Source organism: Streptomyces sp. NPDC022910, assembly GCF_055561075.1.
Map to the genome: position 1 here is coordinate 162,513 of NZ_JBVHHL010000003.1, position 16,205 is coordinate 178,717.

Sequence of the window (16,205 nt, forward strand, 5' to 3'; positions counted from 1 at the left end):
TCATGACCGCTGAAGCGACACCCGCGCTGGTCGAGGGGCCCGCAACCGACCCGGGAAAGACCGGGCCGGTTGCGGGCCGCGGGCCACGCGCGCGCACCACCACCGCGTATCTGCGCTATGGGGCAAGCAAGCTGGCGGGCGCCGCCGTCTCGCTGCTCGCCGTCCTCGTCACCAGCTTCTTCCTCTTCCGGCTGATCCCGGGCGATCCGGTGAAGTTCATGACGGGCGGTCGCCCGGTCTCGGCCCAGCAGATCGCCGTCTACCGGCGGGAGTTCGGGCTCGACCTGCCGCTGTGGCGGCAGTTCACGGACTACTGCGGCAAGGCGCTGACCGGCGACCTAGGGACCTCGTACCAGTTCCGGGCGCCCGTCCTCGACAAGATCACCGAGGCCCTGCCGAACACTTTGCTGCTCACCGGCACGGCCTTCGTGCTGTACACGGCGCTCGGCGTGTTCCTCGGCACCCGCTCGGCGTGGCGGCACGGCGGGCTCGGCGACCGCCTCAACACCGGTCTGGCGCTGACCCTGTACTCGATCCCGTCGTTCTGGCTGGGACTGCTGCTGATCATCGTGCTGTCGGTCGGGGTGGGCCCGGTTCCGGGACTGTTCCCGACCGGCGGCATGGAAACGGGCGGCAAGGAGGGCTTCGCCTACGTCCTCGACGTCGCCCACCACCTCGTCCTGCCGGTGGTCACCCTGGTGGCGGTGGAGTACGGGCAGACGCTGCTCGTCACCCGGTCGGCACTGCTCGACGAGATGGGCAGCGACTACCTGACGACCGCGCGCGCCAAGGGCCTCAGGGACGATCTCGTACGGCGCCGGCACGCCGTCCCGAACGCGCTGCTGCCGACCGTGACGCTGGTCTTCGTCAATCTGGGCCGGACCGTCGCGGGCGTCATCCTGGTGGAGACCGTCTTCTCCTGGCCGGGCCTCGGCGGGCTGTTCTACCAGGCGCTGAGCGTGCCCGACCTGCCGCTCGTGCAGGGCCTGTTCTTCGTCTTCGCGTCGGCCGTGATCGTGATGAACACCCTCGCCGACCTTCTCTATCCACTGCTCGACCCCAGGGTGGGCCGATGACCGCCGAAACCGCCACGACCCCCGGTCCCCGCACCCTCGCCCGGCAGCGCCGCCGCGCCTCCGCCGCCCGCTTCTGGCGGGAGTACCGCACCCATCGCGCCGGCCTCTTCGGGCTCGCCGCCCTGGTGCTGTTCGCGCTGGTCGCGCTGACCGCGCCGCTGACGGTCGGCTCCGGCGTGCAGAGCGTGACGGACGCGCCCGGAAAGCCGCTGGAGAGTCCGAGCGCCCATTTCCCCCTGGGCACGGATCAGTTCGGGCGCAGCCTGCTCGGCCTGGTCGTCTGGGGTTCGCGTGTATCGCTGCTCGTCGGGCTGCTCGCGGCCGTGCTGTCAGTGGCCATCGGCGCGCTCATCGGCATCACCGCCGGGCACTTCCGCGGCTGGTACGCCGCCGTGATCATGCGGATCACGGACTGGTTCCTGGTGATGCCGACGCTGGTGCTCGCCATCGCGCTCGCCACGGTGATGTCCCGCTCGCTGAGCACCATCATCCTGGCGATCGGGGTCACGACGTGGCCGACGACCGCGCGGCTGGTGCGGGCGCAGACACTGGCGGTGGAGTCACGGCCGTACATCGAACGCGCGAAGGCGCTGGGCGGCGGCCACCGGCACATCATGTCCCGTCATGTGCTGCCCAACGTCATGCCGCTGGTGCTCGCCCAGACGACCCTGATCATCTCCTCCGCGATCCTCGCCGAGGCGACGCTCGCGTTCCTCGGGCTCGGTGACCCCACGGTCGTCTCCTGGGGCGGGCTGCTGCAGGACGCGCGGGAGGCGGGCGCGGTCAGCTCGGGCGACTGGTGGTACCTCGTGCCGCCGGGCATCGCCATCGCGGTCGTCGCGCTGGCGTTCACGCTGTGCGGGCGCGCGGTCGAGTCCGTCCTCAACCCCAGGCTGGGGGTGTCCCGTTGAGCCTGCTCGACGTCAGGAACCTCGAAGTGACCTACCCGGGCGGAGCGGCCGCCGTACGGGGCGTCGACCTCTCCCTCGCCGCGGGCGAGAAGCTCGGTATCGCGGGCGAGTCGGGCTGCGGCAAGTCCACGCTGGCGCTGGCGCTGCTGCGGCTGCTGCCGGCCGGAACACGGATCGGCGGCGAGATCCTGCTCGACGGCGAGGACGTGCTGACGATGAAGTGGGGCCGGGTGCGCGCGGTGCGCTGGGCCGGGGCCTCCATCGTGTTCCAGGGGGCGATGCACTCCCTGAACGCCGTTCACCGCGTCGGCGACCAGATCGCCGAGCCGATCCTGCTGCACCGGAAAGCGACCCCGGGGGGCGCGAAGAAGAAGGCCGGCGAGCTGCTGGAGCACGTGGGCCTGCCCGCGGCGCGTGCGAACGCCTACCCGCACGAGCTCTCCGGCGGTCAGCGGCAGCGCGTGATGATCGCCATGGCGCTGGCCTGCGACCCGCGTCTGATCGTCGCCGACGAGCCGACCACCGCCCTGGACGTGATGATCCAGGCCCAGATCCTGCGCCTGATCGAGCGGCTGGTCAGCGAGCAGGACCTGGGCCTGATCATGATCAGCCACGATCTTGCGGTACTCGCCGACACCTGTGACCGGCTGGCGGTGATGTACGCGGGCCGGGTGGTCGAGGAGGGGCCCGCCCGGCAGGTCCACGACGACGCACACCACCCCTATGGCAGGGCGCTGTCGGAGGCGTTCCCGCAGATCGGCGACCCGGCGTCGCGGTTCGCGCCGCGCGGGCTGCCGGGCGATCCGCCGGACCCGGCGGGGCTGCCGTCCGGGTGCGCCTTCCACCTCCGCTGTCCGGTCGCGCTGGACCTCTGCGCCACTCAGGACCAGGCCCTGCGGGTGGCGGGGGCAGGGCGGCGGGCGGCCTGCGTGCACGTGGCGCGGGGCGCCGCGGCGACCGAGGAGGAAGCAGAAGTGAGGAGCAGCACCCCGTGACCAACGCGCCACTGATCAGCGTCGAGGGCCTGCACGTCACCTTCCCCGGCCGGCACAGCGCGCCGCCTGCCCGGGCGGTGGACGGCGTGGACCTGGACATCCGGCCCGGCGAGATCGTGGCGCTGGTCGGGGAATCCGGGTGCGGCAAGACGACACTGGCCCGTTCCCTGCTCGGCCTGGTCCCGCCGACCGCGGGACGTGTCACCTTCGACGGGGCACCGCTCGACTACTCCTCCCGTGCGCTGAAGGCGTACCGCAAACGGGTCCAGCTGGTGCTCCAGGACCCGGGCGGGTCGCTGAACCCGAGGCACACGGTCTACGACGCCGTGGCCGAGGGACTGCGCATCCACGGTCACGGCGGTGACGAGCGGGCTGCCGTCGCCGAGGCCCTGGCCCGGGCCGGGCTCCGGCCGCCCGAGCGGTTCTTCCTGCGGTATCCGCACGAGCTCTCCGGCGGCCAGCGTCAGCGGGTCGTGATCGCGGGCGCGCTGGTCCTCGAGCCCGAACTCGTCGTCGCCGACGAGCCGGTGGCCTCGCTCGACGCCTCGGTACGCGGCGAGATCCTCGCGCTGCTGCTGCGACTGCGCGCCGAACTGAGCCTGTCCGCGCTGGTCGTGACCCACGACCTGGGTCTCGCCTGGAACATCGCCGACCGGGTCGCGGTGATGTACCTGGGCCGCATCGTGGAGACGGGCGACGTGGAGCAGGTGCTGACAGCCCCCCGTCACCCTTACACCCAGGCCCTGCTGTCGGTTCTCCCGGAGGCACCGGGCATCCCTGTGGTCCTCACCGGCGAGCCCCCGGACCCGGCCCGCATCCCCACGGGCTGCCGCTTCCACGCCCGCTGCCAGATTCTGGCGAGCGGGGAGGCGGAGGCGGCGGGCGTCGCGGACGCATGCCGTACCAGGGATCTGGAGGTGCTGGACGGCGGGGCGGGGGCCCAGGTCGCCTGCCACTGGGCGCGGGCGGGCGTGACGGCGTAGGCACGCCCCGGCCACCGATTCGCCGGGGCCCGGCGATGTCGTACGGGCCCCGGAACGCCGGTTCCCGGCACACCTCACCAGAGGTGTGCCGGGAACCGGGGTCGACCAGGGGTCAGGCCGCGTGGACCACGTCCTTCTCCTCGGCGAAGTGGCAGGCCGACTCATGGGCCGTCGGCGCGTCCGAGCTCTTGAAACGCTCGGGGATCGCCAGGATCGGGGACTCCGTGGCGCACCTGTCCTGGGCCTTCCAGCAACGGGTGCGGAAGCTGCAGCCGGACGGCGGGTTGGCCGGGGAGGGCACGTCACCGGTCAGGATGATCCGCTCGCGGTGCTCGCGAGCGTCCGGGTCCGGCACGGGAACCGCCGACAGCAGCGCCTGGGTGTAGGGGTGCGTCGGGTGGTCGTAGATCTGCTCGTCGGTGCCGATCTCAGCGATCTTGCCGAGGTACATCACGCCCACACGGTCCGAGATGTGCCGGACGATCGACAGGTCGTGCGCGATGAAGATGTAGGAGAGGTTGAACTCGTCCTGCAGTCGCTCCATCAGGTTGATGACCTGCGCCTGGACGGACACGTCCAGCGCGGAGACCGGCTCGTCGCAGATGATGATCTCCGGGTTGAGCGCGAGGCCGCGGGCGATGCCGATGCGCTGACGCTGACCGCCGGAGAACTGGTGCGGGTAGCGGTTGATGTACTCCGGGTTGAGGCCGACGACGTCCAGCAGCTCCCGGACCTTGCGCCGTCGGTCGCCCTTCGGTGCCACCTCGGGGTGGATGTCGAAGGGCTCGCCGATGATGTCGCCCACCGTCATACGGGGGTTGAGCGACGTGTACGGGTCCTGGAAGATCATCTGGATGTTGCGGCGGACGGCCTTGAGCGCTTTCCCGGACAGCTTGGTGATGTCCTGGCCCTTGTAGAAGATCTGGCCGGCCGTCGCCCGCTCCAGGTGCATCAGGAGCTTGGCGACCGTGGACTTGCCACAGCCGGACTCGCCCACGATGCCCAGGGTCTCGCCCTGGTAGAGGTCGAAGGAGACTCCGTCGACGGCCTTCACCGCGCCGATCTGGCGCTTGACGACGATCCCCTGGGTCAGCGGGAAGTGCTTGACCAGGTTACGCACCTGCAGGATCGGCTCGCCGCGCTCGACCGGAGCTTCGAGGGCGGCGACCGCCTCCTCCTCGGAGTGGACGTCGGCGATCTCCACGTCGGAGACGTTAGGCGTCGCGTCCGCCGGCTCGACGGACTCGGTCAGCTCAGCCATGGATCGTCTCCTTCCAGAAGTGGCACGCGCTGGCGCGTCCCGGCAGTTCCGTTCCGTCCCGCTCGGTCACCGGGACCAGCGGCGGACGCTCGGTGCGGCAGATGTCCTGCGCCTTTTCACAGCGCGGGTTGAAGGCGCAGCCCGTCGGCACCTTCAGCAGGTTGGGCGGCAGGCCCTGGATCGCGTAGAGCTCCTGCCCCTTCTGGTCCAGGCGCGGGATCGAGTCCAGCAGGCCGCGGGTGTAGGGGTGAGCCGGGCGCTTGTACAGCTCGTGCACCGGCGCCGTTTCGACGATCCGGCCCGCGTACATCACGGCGATCTTGTCGGCGACGTCCGCCACGACACCGAGGTCGTGGGTGATGAGGATCAGCCCCATCTGGTACTCGCGCTGTAGTTCGGCGAGCAGGTCCATCACCTGCGCCTGGACCGTCACGTCGAGGGCCGTGGTGGGCTCGTCGGCGATGATCAGGTCCGGCTCCAGGGCGAGTGCCATGGCGATCATGATGCGCTGGCGCATACCGCCGGAGAACTGGTGCGGATAATCGTTCACGCGCGCCGCGGCGGCCGGGATCTTCACCCGGTCCATCAGCTCGATGGCCTTGGCCTTGGCCTGCTTGCGGGACAGCCCCTGGTGGACGCGGAACATCTCGCCGAGCTGGAAGCCCACGCTGAGCACGGGGTTGAGCGCGGACAGCGCGTCCTGGAAGATCATGGCGATCCGCGCGCCGCGCAGCTTGCGCCGCTCTTCGGGGGACATCTTGAGCATGTCCTGGCCGTAGAAGCGGATCTCCCCCTGGGGGATGCGGGCCGGCGGCATGTCGAGGATGCCCATGATCGCCTGGGCGGTCACGGACTTGCCGGAGCCGGACTCGCCGAGCACGGCGAGTGTCTCCCCGGCGTTCACCGAGTAGTTGACGCCGTTGACGGCCCTCACCACGCCCTCGCGGGTGGCGAACTCGACGTGCAGGTCACGCACTTCGAGCAGCGGGCCGGTCTTCTCGGCGTCGCCGGATCGCGGAGCCGGGACGGCGTCCGTCGGTTGGATGGTGGTCACGTACGCCTCCCTCAGCGCATCTTGGGGTCGAAGGCGTCGCGGACGACGTCGCCGAGCACGATGAACGCCAGCACGGTGATGCTCAGGGCGCCGGCCGGGAAGAGCAGCGCGTGCGGCGAGGTCAGGAATCGGTCCTGTGCGTCACTGATCATCAGACCCCAGGAGATGTTCGGGGACTGGATGCCGATGCCCAGGTAGGACAGGGCGGCCTCGGCGGAGATGTAGACGCCGAGGTTCATCGTGGTGATGACGATGACGGGGGCGAGCGTGTTCGGCAGGATGTGCCGGAACGCGATCCGCCACGAGTCCGCGCCGAGCGCCCGGGCGGCCATCACGTAGTCGTTGTACTTGTTGGAGATGACCTCACCGCGCATGATCCGGAAGACCTGCGGCCAGCCGAGGATCGCCATGATGAACGACACCGACCACACGTCGCCGCCGCCCCAGATCGACATGATCAGCAGACCGCCGATGATGAGCGGCAGAGCCGAGAAGACCTCGGTGATCCGGGACAGGAGCGCGTCGATCCAGCCGCCGACCAGACCGGACAGCATGCCCAGCAGACCGCCGATCAGGGTGGTGGCCACGGTCGTCACCACACCGACGACGATGGAGTTGCGGGTGCCGTACACGGTCCGCGTGTAGATGTCGCAGCCCTGGACGTCGTAGCCGAACAGGTGCCCGGACGACGGCCCGTTCATGGAGTTCTGCAGCTGGCAGAAACCGTCCGAGAACGGGGAGCGGCCCGTGAACAGGCTGGGTGCGATCGCCAGCGCGAGCAGGCACACGATGATGAAGGCCGTCACGAGGAACATGGGCCGCTTGCGCAGGTCCACCCAGCCGTCCTTGAGCAGGCTCGCCTGACGGGCCGCCGCCTTCTCCTCGGCCTCGGCCTCCCTCTCCAGGGTCATCGCGTCGGTGCTGGTGGGCTTCTCTATCGTCTTCTCACTCATAGCGGATCCTCGGGTCGAGCACGGCGTACATCAGGTCTACGAGGAGGTTGGCGACCAGGTAGATCAGCACCAGCAAGGTCACCAGACCGACGACGACGGGCCGTTCGCGCAGATAGACGGACTGGGCCAACTGGCCACCGATGCCCGGCATGTTGAAGACGCGCTCGGTGATGATGGCGCCGCCCATGAGGGCGCCGAGGTCGAAGCCCAGGAAGGTGACGACCGGAATCAGGGAGTTGCGCAGCGCGTGCAGGCCGATGACCCGCCGCTGCGGCAGGCCCTTGGCGATCGCCGTACGGACGTAGTCGGCGCGGATCGACTCCACCATGCTCGCCCGGGTGAGCCGCGAGATGTACGCCATGGAGGTCGATGCGAGGACGATCGCCGGGAGGATGTAGCTCTGCGGCCAGCCCTTCTCGATACCGGCGACAGGCGTGATCTTGAGGTTCACTCCGAACTCCAGCTGGAGCACGCTACCGAGTACGAAGACCGGAATCGAGATCAGCACGAGTGTGGAGACCAGCACCACGTTGTCGAGGAACTTGCCCTTCTTCAGCGCGGAGAGGACGCCCGCCACGATGCCGATGACGGCCTCCACCCCGAAAGCGGTCAGGCCCAGCTTGAGGGTGACCGGGAACCGCTCGGAAACGATGTCGGAGATGGCACGCCCGTTGTACGTCTCACCGAGGTCACCGGTGAAGACGCCGCTGATGTAGTGCCAGTACTGCTGGTAGAGCGGCTCGTTGAGGTGGTAGTGCGCTCGCAGAATCGCCGCGACGTTGGGGTCGGCGCGCTTGTCGCCGGCCAGTGCCTGGATCGGGTCGCCGGGCAGAGCGAAGACCAAGCAGAAGATGATGAACGTGACGCCTATCACCACAGGGATCACCTGCAGGAGGCGGCGCACGACATATCGGCCCATGGGTACTCCAGAGGGGGGTGCTCGACCCGCCCGCGGCCGGGGCGGCGGCACTGTCGGACGGGAGACGGCAGAAGGGGTGAGCAGGGGGAAGGCTTCGATCCTCCCCCTGCTCACCCACCTGTCCGCTATCGGAACTGCTCAGACCTGGCTCAGCTGAGCTTGACCGTGTCCCACAGGATCTGGTGACCGGCAACCTGCATCGACTTGATCTTGTCGCTGAAGCCGGCGTTCAGCGTGTAGAAGTACACCGGGATGTACGGCATGTCCTTGAGGAGGACGTCGTCGGCCTCCTGGTACTTCTTGATGGCGTCCTCGTGCGTCGGGGCCTTGTCGCCCTCGACGAGGAGCTTCTCGAAGTCCTGGTTCACGTAACCGGCGTAGTTCGAGCCGGAGGTGATGGCGTCCTTCGAGAAGATCGGACGGAGGTAGTCCTCCATGTCCGGGTAGTCCATGCTCCAGCCCATGCGGAACGCACCCTGGTACTTCTTGGCGTCCAGGTCGTTCAGAATCGTCTGGAACTGCTCGAACGGCTTGGCCGTCACCTTGATGCCCAGGTTCTGCTGGATCTGGTTGGCCACGGCCTCGACCCACTCCTTGTGGCCGCCGTCCGCGTTGTAGCCGATCTCCAGCTTGTTGCCGGGCAGTCCGCCGCTCTCCTTGTAGAGCTCCTTGGCCTTGGCCGGGTTCAGGGTGCAGGCCTCGCCGCAGGCGCCCTTGCGGTAGCCGTCGATGATGGGGCTGATGTAGTCGTCCGCGGGCGTACGGGCACCGAGGAAGATCTTGTCGGCGATCGTCTTCCGGTCGATCGACATGGAGATGGCCTTGCGCAGGTCCGCGTTCTGGAAGGCCTTGTTGTACTTGATCGGGAAGCCGATGTAACCGACGGCCGAGTCGGCCTCGTCGATCGTGCGGCCCGGCAGGTCCTTCTTGTAGGTCGGCAGACCCGAGGTCGGGATCGTCAGCAGGCTGTCGAGGTTGCCGGCGACGAGGTCCTTGTAGGCGGTGTCCAGGTTCGAGTAGATCTTGAAGTTGACACCCTTGACCTCGATCTTCGAGGCATCCGGGTACTTGTCGTACTTGGTGACGCTGATCTGCTCGTTGTGCTTGAACGTGCCGCTCATCTTGAACGGGCCGTTACCGATCGGGGCCTCGCCGAAGCCCTTCGGGTCCTTGAAGAACGCCTTCGGCAGCGGGACGAACGCCGTGAAGGACAGCTGCGTCGGGAACGCCGAGAACGGACCGGTCAGGGTGACCTGGAGCGTGTTGTCGTCGACGGCCTTCAGACCCGACATCTTGTCGGTCTTGGGCTTCTTGCCCTCGCCCGGGTTCAGGTCGCTCCAGCCCTGGATGTGGTTGAACAGGGCGTTGGTCTGCTGGGCGTTGGCCTGGTTGGCGCCGTAGTTCCAGGCGTCGATGTAGGACTGGGCGGTGACCTTCTCGCCGTTGTGGAAGGTGTAGCCCGGCTTCAGCTTGATCGTCCAGACCTTGTTGTCCTTGGTCTCGACCGACTGCGCCATGGCGTCGACGACCTTGTTGCTGGCGTCAAGCCTGGTCAGACCCGTGAAGAGGGCGTTGATGACCTGGCCGCCCTCGGTCTCGTAGGTGTTGGTGGGGACCAGGCTGTTCTGCGGCTCACCGATCTCCACCGAGACGACGCCGTTGCCCTTGCCCTTGCCCGAGCTGCTGTCGTCGCCGCCACCACCACAAGCCGTCGCGCCCAGCGCCACAACCGCAGCTACCGCAACCCACCTGGCGCTCTTGGCACCACGCATGGGGCTCCTCCTCATGAGTCCATTGGTTCACCGCATGCAGGGGCACAAGACACTTCACCGTCACCGGTGCCTGAAATGGTCAGGTGCCCCCACGCTCGTGAGTCGGCGCCGCCTGCAGCGCGTGACCCGTTGATCCGAGCTCTACGCGCCTAACTATCTGCCATGGGCAGAAGTCGAACCACACCCATTAGGTCTCGGTTCGATCACACCTGGCGCGTACATCTTCCAAAATCCGGACAAAGGGTTTGCTGAAAGATCGCTGCGAAACGGACTTGTTACACATCTATCGGTTCCAGGTGTCCGAATTCCGGACACGCGGCCGGGAAAAACCGGTTGCGGCTACGGTGGTCTGCGTGCGGGGTGTCGTTGTCGTACCCCCGCGCCTGCACGCACCGTGCCCACGCCGTCCCGTTTCGGTCAACGGCCACATGCACCGGGCCGTTGGTTCGGTGAGCCGCCGGGCATGGAAAGAACGCACGCCAAAAGCAGGCTAGTGGGTGTCAGCCATCCTGTGCGGTTCCTGAGCCGAGGTGCAGGGTTTTCCCTAAACTTGGCGACCGCAAAAAGGCCGGGGCCGGGCGCCCCGCCTTGCGGGGCGCCCGGCCCGTCGGGCGTGGCCGACCTCAGCCGTGCTTGGCGCGGCTGGCCGCGCGGGCGCGCTCGCGCTGGTCCAGGACGACCTTGCGGATGCGGACGGCCTCAGGGGTCACCTCGACGCACTCGTCGTCGCGGCAGAACTCCAGGGACTGCTCGAGCGACAGCTTGCGCGGCGGCACGATCGACTCGGCGATGTCCGCCGTGGCCGACCGGATGTTGGTGAGCTTCTTCTCCTTGGTGATGTTCACGTCCATGTCGTCGGAGCGGGAGTTCTCGCCGACGATCATGCCCTCGTACACCTCGGTGCCAGGCTCGACGAAGAGCGTGCCGCGCTCCTGGAGGTTGGTCATCGCGAACGCCGTGACGCTGCCTGAGCGGTCGGCCACCAGCGAGCCGTTGCTACGGGTCTGGAGCGGGCCGAACCACGGCTCGTGGCCCTCGTGGATGGAGTGGCCGATGCCGGTTCCACGGGTCTGGGTCAGGAACTCGGTGCGGAAGCCGATGAGACCGCGCGACGGGACGACGAACTCCATGCGGACCCAGCCGGAGCCGTGGTTGGACATGTTGTCCATGCGGCCCTTGCGGACGCCCATGAGCTGCGTGACCGCGCCCATGTGCTCCTCGGGCACGTCGACCGTCATGCGCTCGACCGGCTCGTACACCTTGCCGTCGACGTCCTTGGTGACGACCTGCGGCTTGCCGACGGTGAGCTCGTAGCCCTCCCGGCGCATGGTCTCGACCAGGATGGCCAGCGCCAGCTCGCCGCGGCCCTGCACCTCCCAGGCGTCCGGCCGCTCACTGTCCAGGACCCTCAGGGAGACGTTACCGATCATCTCGCGGTCGAGACGGTCCTTGACCTGGCGGGCGGTGACCTTGCGGTCCTTGACCGTGGCCTTCGCGTTGGCGCCCTTGCCGGTGCCGCCCTTGCCGACCAGCGGCGAGGTGTTCGTACCGATCACCATGGAGATCGCGGGCTCGTCGACCGTGATCAGCGGCAGCGCGACCGGGTTCTCCGGGTCGGCCAGGGTCTCGCCGATCATGATCTCGGGGATGCCGGCGACAGCGCAGATGTCACCCGGGCCGGCCTTCTCGGCGGGCTTGCGGGTGAGGGCCTCGGTCATCATCAGCTCGCTGATGCGCACGTTGCCGATCGACCCGTCGCGCTTGATCCAGACGACGGTCTGGCCCTTGCGCAGCTCGCCCTGCTCGACTCGGAGCAGCGCGATACGGCCGAGGAAGTTGTCGGCGTCCAGGTTGGTGACGTGTGCCTGGAGCGGGGCGTCCTCGTCGTAGGTCGGGGCCGGGATGTGTTCCAGGATCGTCGAGAAGAACGGCTCCAGGCTGGTGGAGTCGGCCGGGACGGTGCCGTTCTCCGGCTTGGTCAGGGAGGCGATGCCGTCGCGGCCGCAGGCGTAGACGATCGGGAACTCGATCTGCTCCTCGTCCGCGTCCAGGTCGAGGAAGAGGTCGTAGGTCTCGTTCACGACCTCGTCGATACGGGCGTCCGGGCGGTCCGTCTTGTTGATGCAGAGGATGACGGGCAGCCGGGCCTGCAGGGCCTTGCGCAGCACGAAGCGGGTCTGCGGCAGCGGGCCTTCGGACGCGTCGACGAGCAGCACGACTCCGTCGACCATCGACAGACCGCGCTCGACCTCGCCGCCGAAGTCGGCGTGGCCCGGGGTGTCGATGATGTTGATGGTGATCGGGTCCCCGCCGTCCTTGGGGTGGTACTTCACCGCCGTGTTCTTGGCGAGGATCGTGATGCCCTTCTCACGCTCCAGGTCGTTCGAGTCCATGACGCGGTCGTCGACCTGCTCGAGCTGGTGGGCGGCGAAGGCACCGGCCTGCTTCAGCATGCCGTCGACGATGGTCGTCTTGCCGTGGTCGACGTGGGCGACGATGGCGACGTTGCGGATGTCGTGGCGCGTGGCCATGATGTGGCGTACTCCCGGAATGGTGAGGACGGCCCGCGCGATCGCTGCGCCGGCCTGCCGGGCTGAACACGCCTCGGCCTCGTCCCATGGTAAAGGGACACCGCCGGCCGGGCTTGCCGGGTACAGGTCAGGTCCGCTGACCAGGCACGCCGCACCGGGACCGCGGTCCTGGTCACGACGACGGGCTCGCCGACGGCTGTACCCCCTTCTTCAGGAAGCCCATGTCCTCGTAAAGAGGCGTCTGGAAGCCGAACGCTCCCGCGTTGGCCAGGTTCACGCGGGTGGCCGTGAGCTGGGGACGCTGGTAAAGGGGAATCGAGCCCGCGGCGGCCCAGATGCGCGCGTCGGCCTTGCGTACCAGGTCCCGCTCCTCGTCCTCGTCCAGCGTGGCGATCGCTTGGTTGAAGAGCTGGTCGACCTGGTCGGTGCCGACCCGCGTGTAGTTCTGCTCCACGCTCAGCGAGCCGTCCGCCGCCGGCACCGGCTTGGCGTAGATCGGCCGAGCGTCGGTCGCGGGGAACGCGGACGTGGGCCACGAGTACAGCGCCAGGTCGTAGTCCCCGGAGGCGACGTGGTCCTTGAAGTAGCTGTCGTCCGGGACCTTGGTGATCTCCGTGTGGATACCGACCTTCTCCAGCATGCGCGCGATGCGGTTGCCGACGGTTCGCAGTGTCTGGGAGCCCGGCCCCGACGGCAGCACGAATCGCAGCACCAGCGGCTTGCCGTCCTTGGCGAGCGCCCCGCCCGCGGCGTCGGCCGGAGCGGCCGTGCCCTTGGGCGCGTAGGCCCCCGGCGCCCCGCCCGGTCGACCGTGCTCCTGCTTCTTCGAGTGGTCCCCCGGGTCCTTCGGGTATCCCTTGTCGTCCTGGCCGAAGGTGTACGTCCCGTCGTCGCCTCCCGCCTTCTTGCCCTCCGCCCCGGCCGTCTTCTTCTTTTTCTCCTCCTTGACCGGCCCGCCGGGTACCCAGCCCGCCTCGGTCAGCAGCGCCTTGGCCTGGGCGGTGTCCTTGTTTCCGAGGGCGCCGCTGTTGTCGGCGTACGCATCCTGCCCCGAGAGGGCGAGATGGCTGCCGACCGGCACGGCGGGCAGCCCCAGCGGGTTGAGGACCAGCCCGGCCAGTTCCTTGCGGTCGATGGCGCGGGCCACGGCCCGGCGCACGCGCTCGTCGGCGAGCGGGCCCTTGGAGCCGTTCAGGGCGAGTTGCGTGTAGGCGGGTTCCAGGGACTTGCGGATCACGTAGCCGCCCAGCACCTGCTGCTGCCCGGCGCCCTGCGCACCCGGCCTGCCGCTCTGCCCGGCCGAGGGGGAGGCCCCTTGCAAGGGCGGGCTGCCCTTGGCCCGGGTGGCGAGCGTGATCCGCTGTGCCTCCTCCGGGTCGAGATCGGCCATGTCGACCTTCTTGTCGGTGAGCGCGGCGGTCCGCTTGTCGCGCGGGACGGCCACGAGCACGATCTGGGAGAGCTTGGTGGGGCGGCCCCACCAGCGCGGATTGCGGACGAGGGTGACCTCGCCCTGCTTCTGGTCGACCTTCTGGAGGGTGAACGGGCCGGCGGTGGCCTTCAGGGTTCTCCTGGCCCCGTCGTTGAAGCCGTTCGGCGTACCCATGACGTCCTTCGGGTACAGCGGCGAGAAGAGGGACCTCCAATCGGCGTACGGCTTGCTGAAGGTGACCTTGACCTCGAGGTTGTTCGCGCCGCGCTCGACTTTCTCGATGCGGTCGTAGCCGGCGTTGCGGGCGGTCCAGTACGCGCTGTCCCTGCCGGAGAGGGCACGCCACTGGGCGGCGAAGTCGTCGGCGCCGATCTCCCGTCCGTCGCTCCAGACGGCCTGCTGGTTGAGGCGGTAGACGACGACCTGTTTGGGCTCGGTCGACACCACCTTGGCGGACTCCAGGTAGTCCGGGTTGCGCTGGGGGCGGCCGTTGGCGTCCAGCCGGAACATCGAGGGCAGTACGGCCTGGGCGACACGGGTGGTCGCGACGCCTGCGTCGGCCTGGAAGGTGTTCAGGGTCGGGGGCACGCCGTCGACGGCCCAGCGCAGGGAGCCGCCGTCGGCGACGAGCGTGCGGGCGGCCGGGGCGATGTCCTGCGCGGCGACCGGTTTGCTCCCCTCGTCCTCGTCGGCGCTGCAGGCGGCGAGCGCGGTCACCGCGAGTGCTCCCGCGGTGAGGAATGCGACCGAGCGCATCACCGCGCGCGGTCCGACGTCGTCGTGGGACATCACGTCCACCTCCGGGAGGCGCTCGGCCGATGAGCGAGGGTTATGATCCGGTTTGGGGGTATTTGGAGCTGATCAGATATATGACCCACTGAAGAGGAAAGAGTTCAATAGCATGCGGCGACACGGCGACGGGGCACGGCAAGGTCACCCAGGTGGCCCAATCACCCCGGCACGCCGCGCCCCGCGGCCCCCGCTCCTCACCGGCCCGAGGGGCGGGGAAATCGAATCTGCGCCCGCACACACCAACGCGCGTCGGCCAATCCCTGCACGTCCCTTCACACCGGCTGGTGTGACGCGCAACACTCGCAGGCGCATGAGCGTTGCCACCCTGGGCCTGTGGACCCGTGGAAGTGAGGTCACGTCATGTCCGTGCACGACGAACTGACGTCAGTACAACGGTGCCTCGACGACCTGTACCGGTCGGTGGGGCGCCTGGAACAGCAGATGGGCAGCGGCGGGCTGGAGATACGCCGCGTCCGCACCGACGCCGATCACCTGCGCGAGAGCGTGGCCCTGCTGCGCGAGGCGGCCGCGGCCCCCAGCCCGTCCCGGCGGCCCGAGCTCGTGACGATTTCCGACACTCCGTACGACACCACCCTGTGGACGGACTCGGACGACGAGGGTCTCGGCGCCCGTGACCGGCACGCCCCCTGACCCGGGGGCGAACCGAGACCCAAAAGAGGAGAAGGTGCGTTGGCCACTGGCACGAAACCCCCCGACACACAACCTCATGCGCCCGGCGGCGTGCGGACCGGTGCGCGCGCCGCGATCGCCGCTCCGCATCTGCGCACCGACCGCTGGTGGCTGACCCCGGCCGCCACCACCGCGGGGCTGCTGGCCTTCATCGTGTACTCGACCTGGCGCGCCTTCGCCGACGCGTACTACTACGCGGCGCCGTATGTCTCGCCGTTCTACTCGCCCTGTCTCGCGGAGCGGTGCCGGACGATGCACGCGGGCCCCAACGCGGACCTTTTCGGCAGCTGGTGGGCCATCTCCCCGGCGATCATCATCCTGATCTTCCCGCTCGGCTTCCGCCTGACCTGCTACTACTACCGCAAGGCCTACTACCGCGGCTTCTGGCTGTCGCCCCCGGCCTGCGCTGTGGCGGAGCCGCACCGGAAGTACTCCGGCGAGACCCGCTTCCCGCTGATCCTGCAGAACATCCACCGGTACTTCTTCTACGCGGCGCTCCTCGTGGCCGGCGTGCTCACGTACGACACCGTGCTCGCCTTCCGCGACGAGCACTACCGCTGGGGCCACATGGGTGTAGGCACCCTGGTTTTCCTGGTGAACATCGTGCTGATCTGGGCGTACACCCTCTCCTGCCACTCCTGCCGGCACATCGTGGCCGGCCGGCTCAAGCACTTCTCCAAGCATCCCGTGCGCTACAAGGCGTGGCAGTTCGTCAGCAGGCTCAACGCCCGGCACATGCAGCTGGCCTGGGCATCGCTGTTCAGCGTGGCACTCGCCGACTTCTACGTGTACCTGGTGGCGTCGGGCGCCTTCGACGATCCGCGCTTCTTCTGAAT

The 16,205-nt window shown here is 68.6% G+C and carries 13 protein-coding genes; 6 read left to right on the plus strand and 7 right to left on the minus strand.

What is annotated here, in order from left to right; genetic code table 11:
- Positions 1-2: 2 nt before the first annotated feature.
- The 4 genes from ACZ3TS_RS04120 to ACZ3TS_RS04135 are packed head-to-tail and all read left to right on the plus strand — an operon-like array spanning position 3 to position 3,965.
- The gene (locus ACZ3TS_RS04120) at positions 3-1,076 is read left to right on the plus strand and encodes an ABC transporter permease (protein WP_467613513.1); all 1,074 of its coding nucleotides are present in this window, start codon (positions 3-5) and stop codon (positions 1,074-1,076) included.
- The gene (locus tag ACZ3TS_RS04125) at positions 1,073-1,987 is read left to right on the plus strand and encodes an ABC transporter permease (protein WP_467613514.1); all 915 of its coding nucleotides are present in this window, start codon (positions 1,073-1,075) and stop codon (positions 1,985-1,987) included. Before ACZ3TS_RS04120 ends, ACZ3TS_RS04125 begins: the two co-directional genes overlap by 4 nt.
- Entirely contained in the window at positions 1,984-2,982 is a 999-nt protein-coding gene (locus tag ACZ3TS_RS04130) for an ABC transporter ATP-binding protein (RefSeq protein ID WP_467613515.1), read from the plus strand. The genes ACZ3TS_RS04125 and ACZ3TS_RS04130 overlap by 4 nt, the downstream gene beginning before the upstream one ends.
- Positions 2,979-3,965, plus strand: a complete 987-nt coding sequence (locus ACZ3TS_RS04135; RefSeq protein ID WP_467613516.1) for an ABC transporter ATP-binding protein — start codon at positions 2,979-2,981, stop codon at positions 3,963-3,965. The genes ACZ3TS_RS04130 and ACZ3TS_RS04135 overlap by 4 nt, the downstream gene beginning before the upstream one ends.
- A 112-nt stretch (positions 3,966-4,077) precedes the next feature.
- Here ACZ3TS_RS04135 and ACZ3TS_RS04140 read toward each other — a convergent pair whose 3' ends face one another.
- From ACZ3TS_RS04140 to ACZ3TS_RS04170, 7 genes are all read right to left on the minus strand, one after another.
- Positions 4,078-5,226, minus strand: a complete 1,149-nt coding sequence (locus tag ACZ3TS_RS04140) for an ABC transporter ATP-binding protein (protein WP_467613517.1) — start codon at positions 5,224-5,226, stop codon at positions 4,078-4,080.
- The gene (locus ACZ3TS_RS04145; protein WP_467613518.1) at positions 5,219-6,280 is read right to left on the minus strand and encodes an ABC transporter ATP-binding protein; all 1,062 of its coding nucleotides are present in this window, start codon (positions 6,278-6,280) and stop codon (positions 5,219-5,221) included. Before ACZ3TS_RS04145 ends, ACZ3TS_RS04140 begins: the two co-directional genes overlap by 8 nt.
- Before the next feature lie 11 nt (positions 6,281-6,291).
- Positions 6,292-7,233 carry an ABC transporter permease gene (locus tag ACZ3TS_RS04150; protein ID WP_467613519.1) on the minus strand — a complete coding sequence of 314 codons (942 nt, stop codon included), beginning with the start codon at positions 7,231-7,233 and terminating at the stop codon, positions 6,292-6,294.
- On the minus strand, positions 7,226-8,152 hold the full coding sequence (locus ACZ3TS_RS04155) for an ABC transporter permease (RefSeq protein ID WP_467613520.1): 927 nt from the start codon (positions 8,150-8,152) through the stop codon (positions 7,226-7,228). The genes ACZ3TS_RS04150 and ACZ3TS_RS04155 overlap by 8 nt, the downstream gene beginning before the upstream one ends.
- 149 nt (positions 8,153-8,301) lie before the next feature.
- Positions 8,302-9,924: a peptide ABC transporter substrate-binding protein gene (locus tag ACZ3TS_RS04160; protein WP_467613521.1), complete on the minus strand. Its 1,623-nt coding sequence runs from the start codon at positions 9,922-9,924 to the stop codon at positions 8,302-8,304.
- Between the two features lie 623 nt (positions 9,925-10,547).
- A complete protein-coding gene (typA, locus tag ACZ3TS_RS04165) occupies positions 10,548-12,455 on the minus strand; it encodes a translational GTPase TypA (protein WP_467613522.1) in 1,908 nt (635 codons plus the stop codon).
- Between the two features lie 172 nt (positions 12,456-12,627).
- On the minus strand, positions 12,628-14,676 hold the full coding sequence (locus ACZ3TS_RS04170) for an ABC transporter family substrate-binding protein (RefSeq protein ID WP_467613523.1): 2,049 nt from the start codon (positions 14,674-14,676) through the stop codon (positions 12,628-12,630).
- A 363-nt stretch (positions 14,677-15,039) separates the two neighbouring features.
- On the opposite strand from ACZ3TS_RS04170, the gene ACZ3TS_RS04175 reads away from it, so the two are divergent.
- Positions 15,040-15,330 (plus strand): hypothetical protein, encoded by a 291-nt coding sequence (locus tag ACZ3TS_RS04175; RefSeq protein ID WP_467613524.1) that lies wholly within the window; start codon positions 15,040-15,042, stop codon positions 15,328-15,330.
- A gap of 39 nt (positions 15,331-15,369) precedes the next feature.
- The gene (locus ACZ3TS_RS04180) at positions 15,370-16,203 is read left to right on the plus strand and encodes a hypothetical protein (protein WP_467613525.1); all 834 of its coding nucleotides are present in this window, start codon (positions 15,370-15,372) and stop codon (positions 16,201-16,203) included.
- The last annotated feature ends 2 nt before the right edge of the window (positions 16,204-16,205 follow it).

Bases quoted from the DNA above. Each gene is read 5' to 3' on its own strand.
- ACZ3TS_RS04120 (WP_467613513.1), top strand. From the start codon at position 3: ATGACCGCTGAAGCGACACCCGCGCTGGTCGAGGGGCCCGCAACCGAC.
- ACZ3TS_RS04125 (WP_467613514.1), top strand. From the start codon at position 1,073: ATGACCGCCGAAACCGCCACGACCCCCGGTCCCCGCACCCTCGCCCGG.
- ACZ3TS_RS04140 (WP_467613517.1), bottom strand. From the start codon at position 5,226: ATGGCTGAGCTGACCGAGTCCGTCGAGCCGGCGGACGCGACGCCTAAC.
- ACZ3TS_RS04150 (WP_467613519.1), bottom strand. From the start codon at position 7,233: ATGAGTGAGAAGACGATAGAGAAGCCCACCAGCACCGACGCGATGACC.
- ACZ3TS_RS04155 (WP_467613520.1), bottom strand. From the start codon at position 8,152: ATGGGCCGATATGTCGTGCGCCGCCTCCTGCAGGTGATCCCTGTGGTG.
- ACZ3TS_RS04160 (WP_467613521.1), bottom strand. From the start codon at position 9,924: ATGCGTGGTGCCAAGAGCGCCAGGTGGGTTGCGGTAGCTGCGGTTGTG.
- typA (WP_467613522.1), bottom strand. From the start codon at position 12,455: ATGGCCACGCGCCACGACATCCGCAACGTCGCCATCGTCGCCCACGTC.
- ACZ3TS_RS04170 (WP_467613523.1), bottom strand. From the start codon at position 14,676: ATGTCCCACGACGACGTCGGACCGCGCGCGGTGATGCGCTCGGTCGCA.
- ACZ3TS_RS04175 (WP_467613524.1), top strand. From the start codon at position 15,040: ATGTCCGTGCACGACGAACTGACGTCAGTACAACGGTGCCTCGACGAC.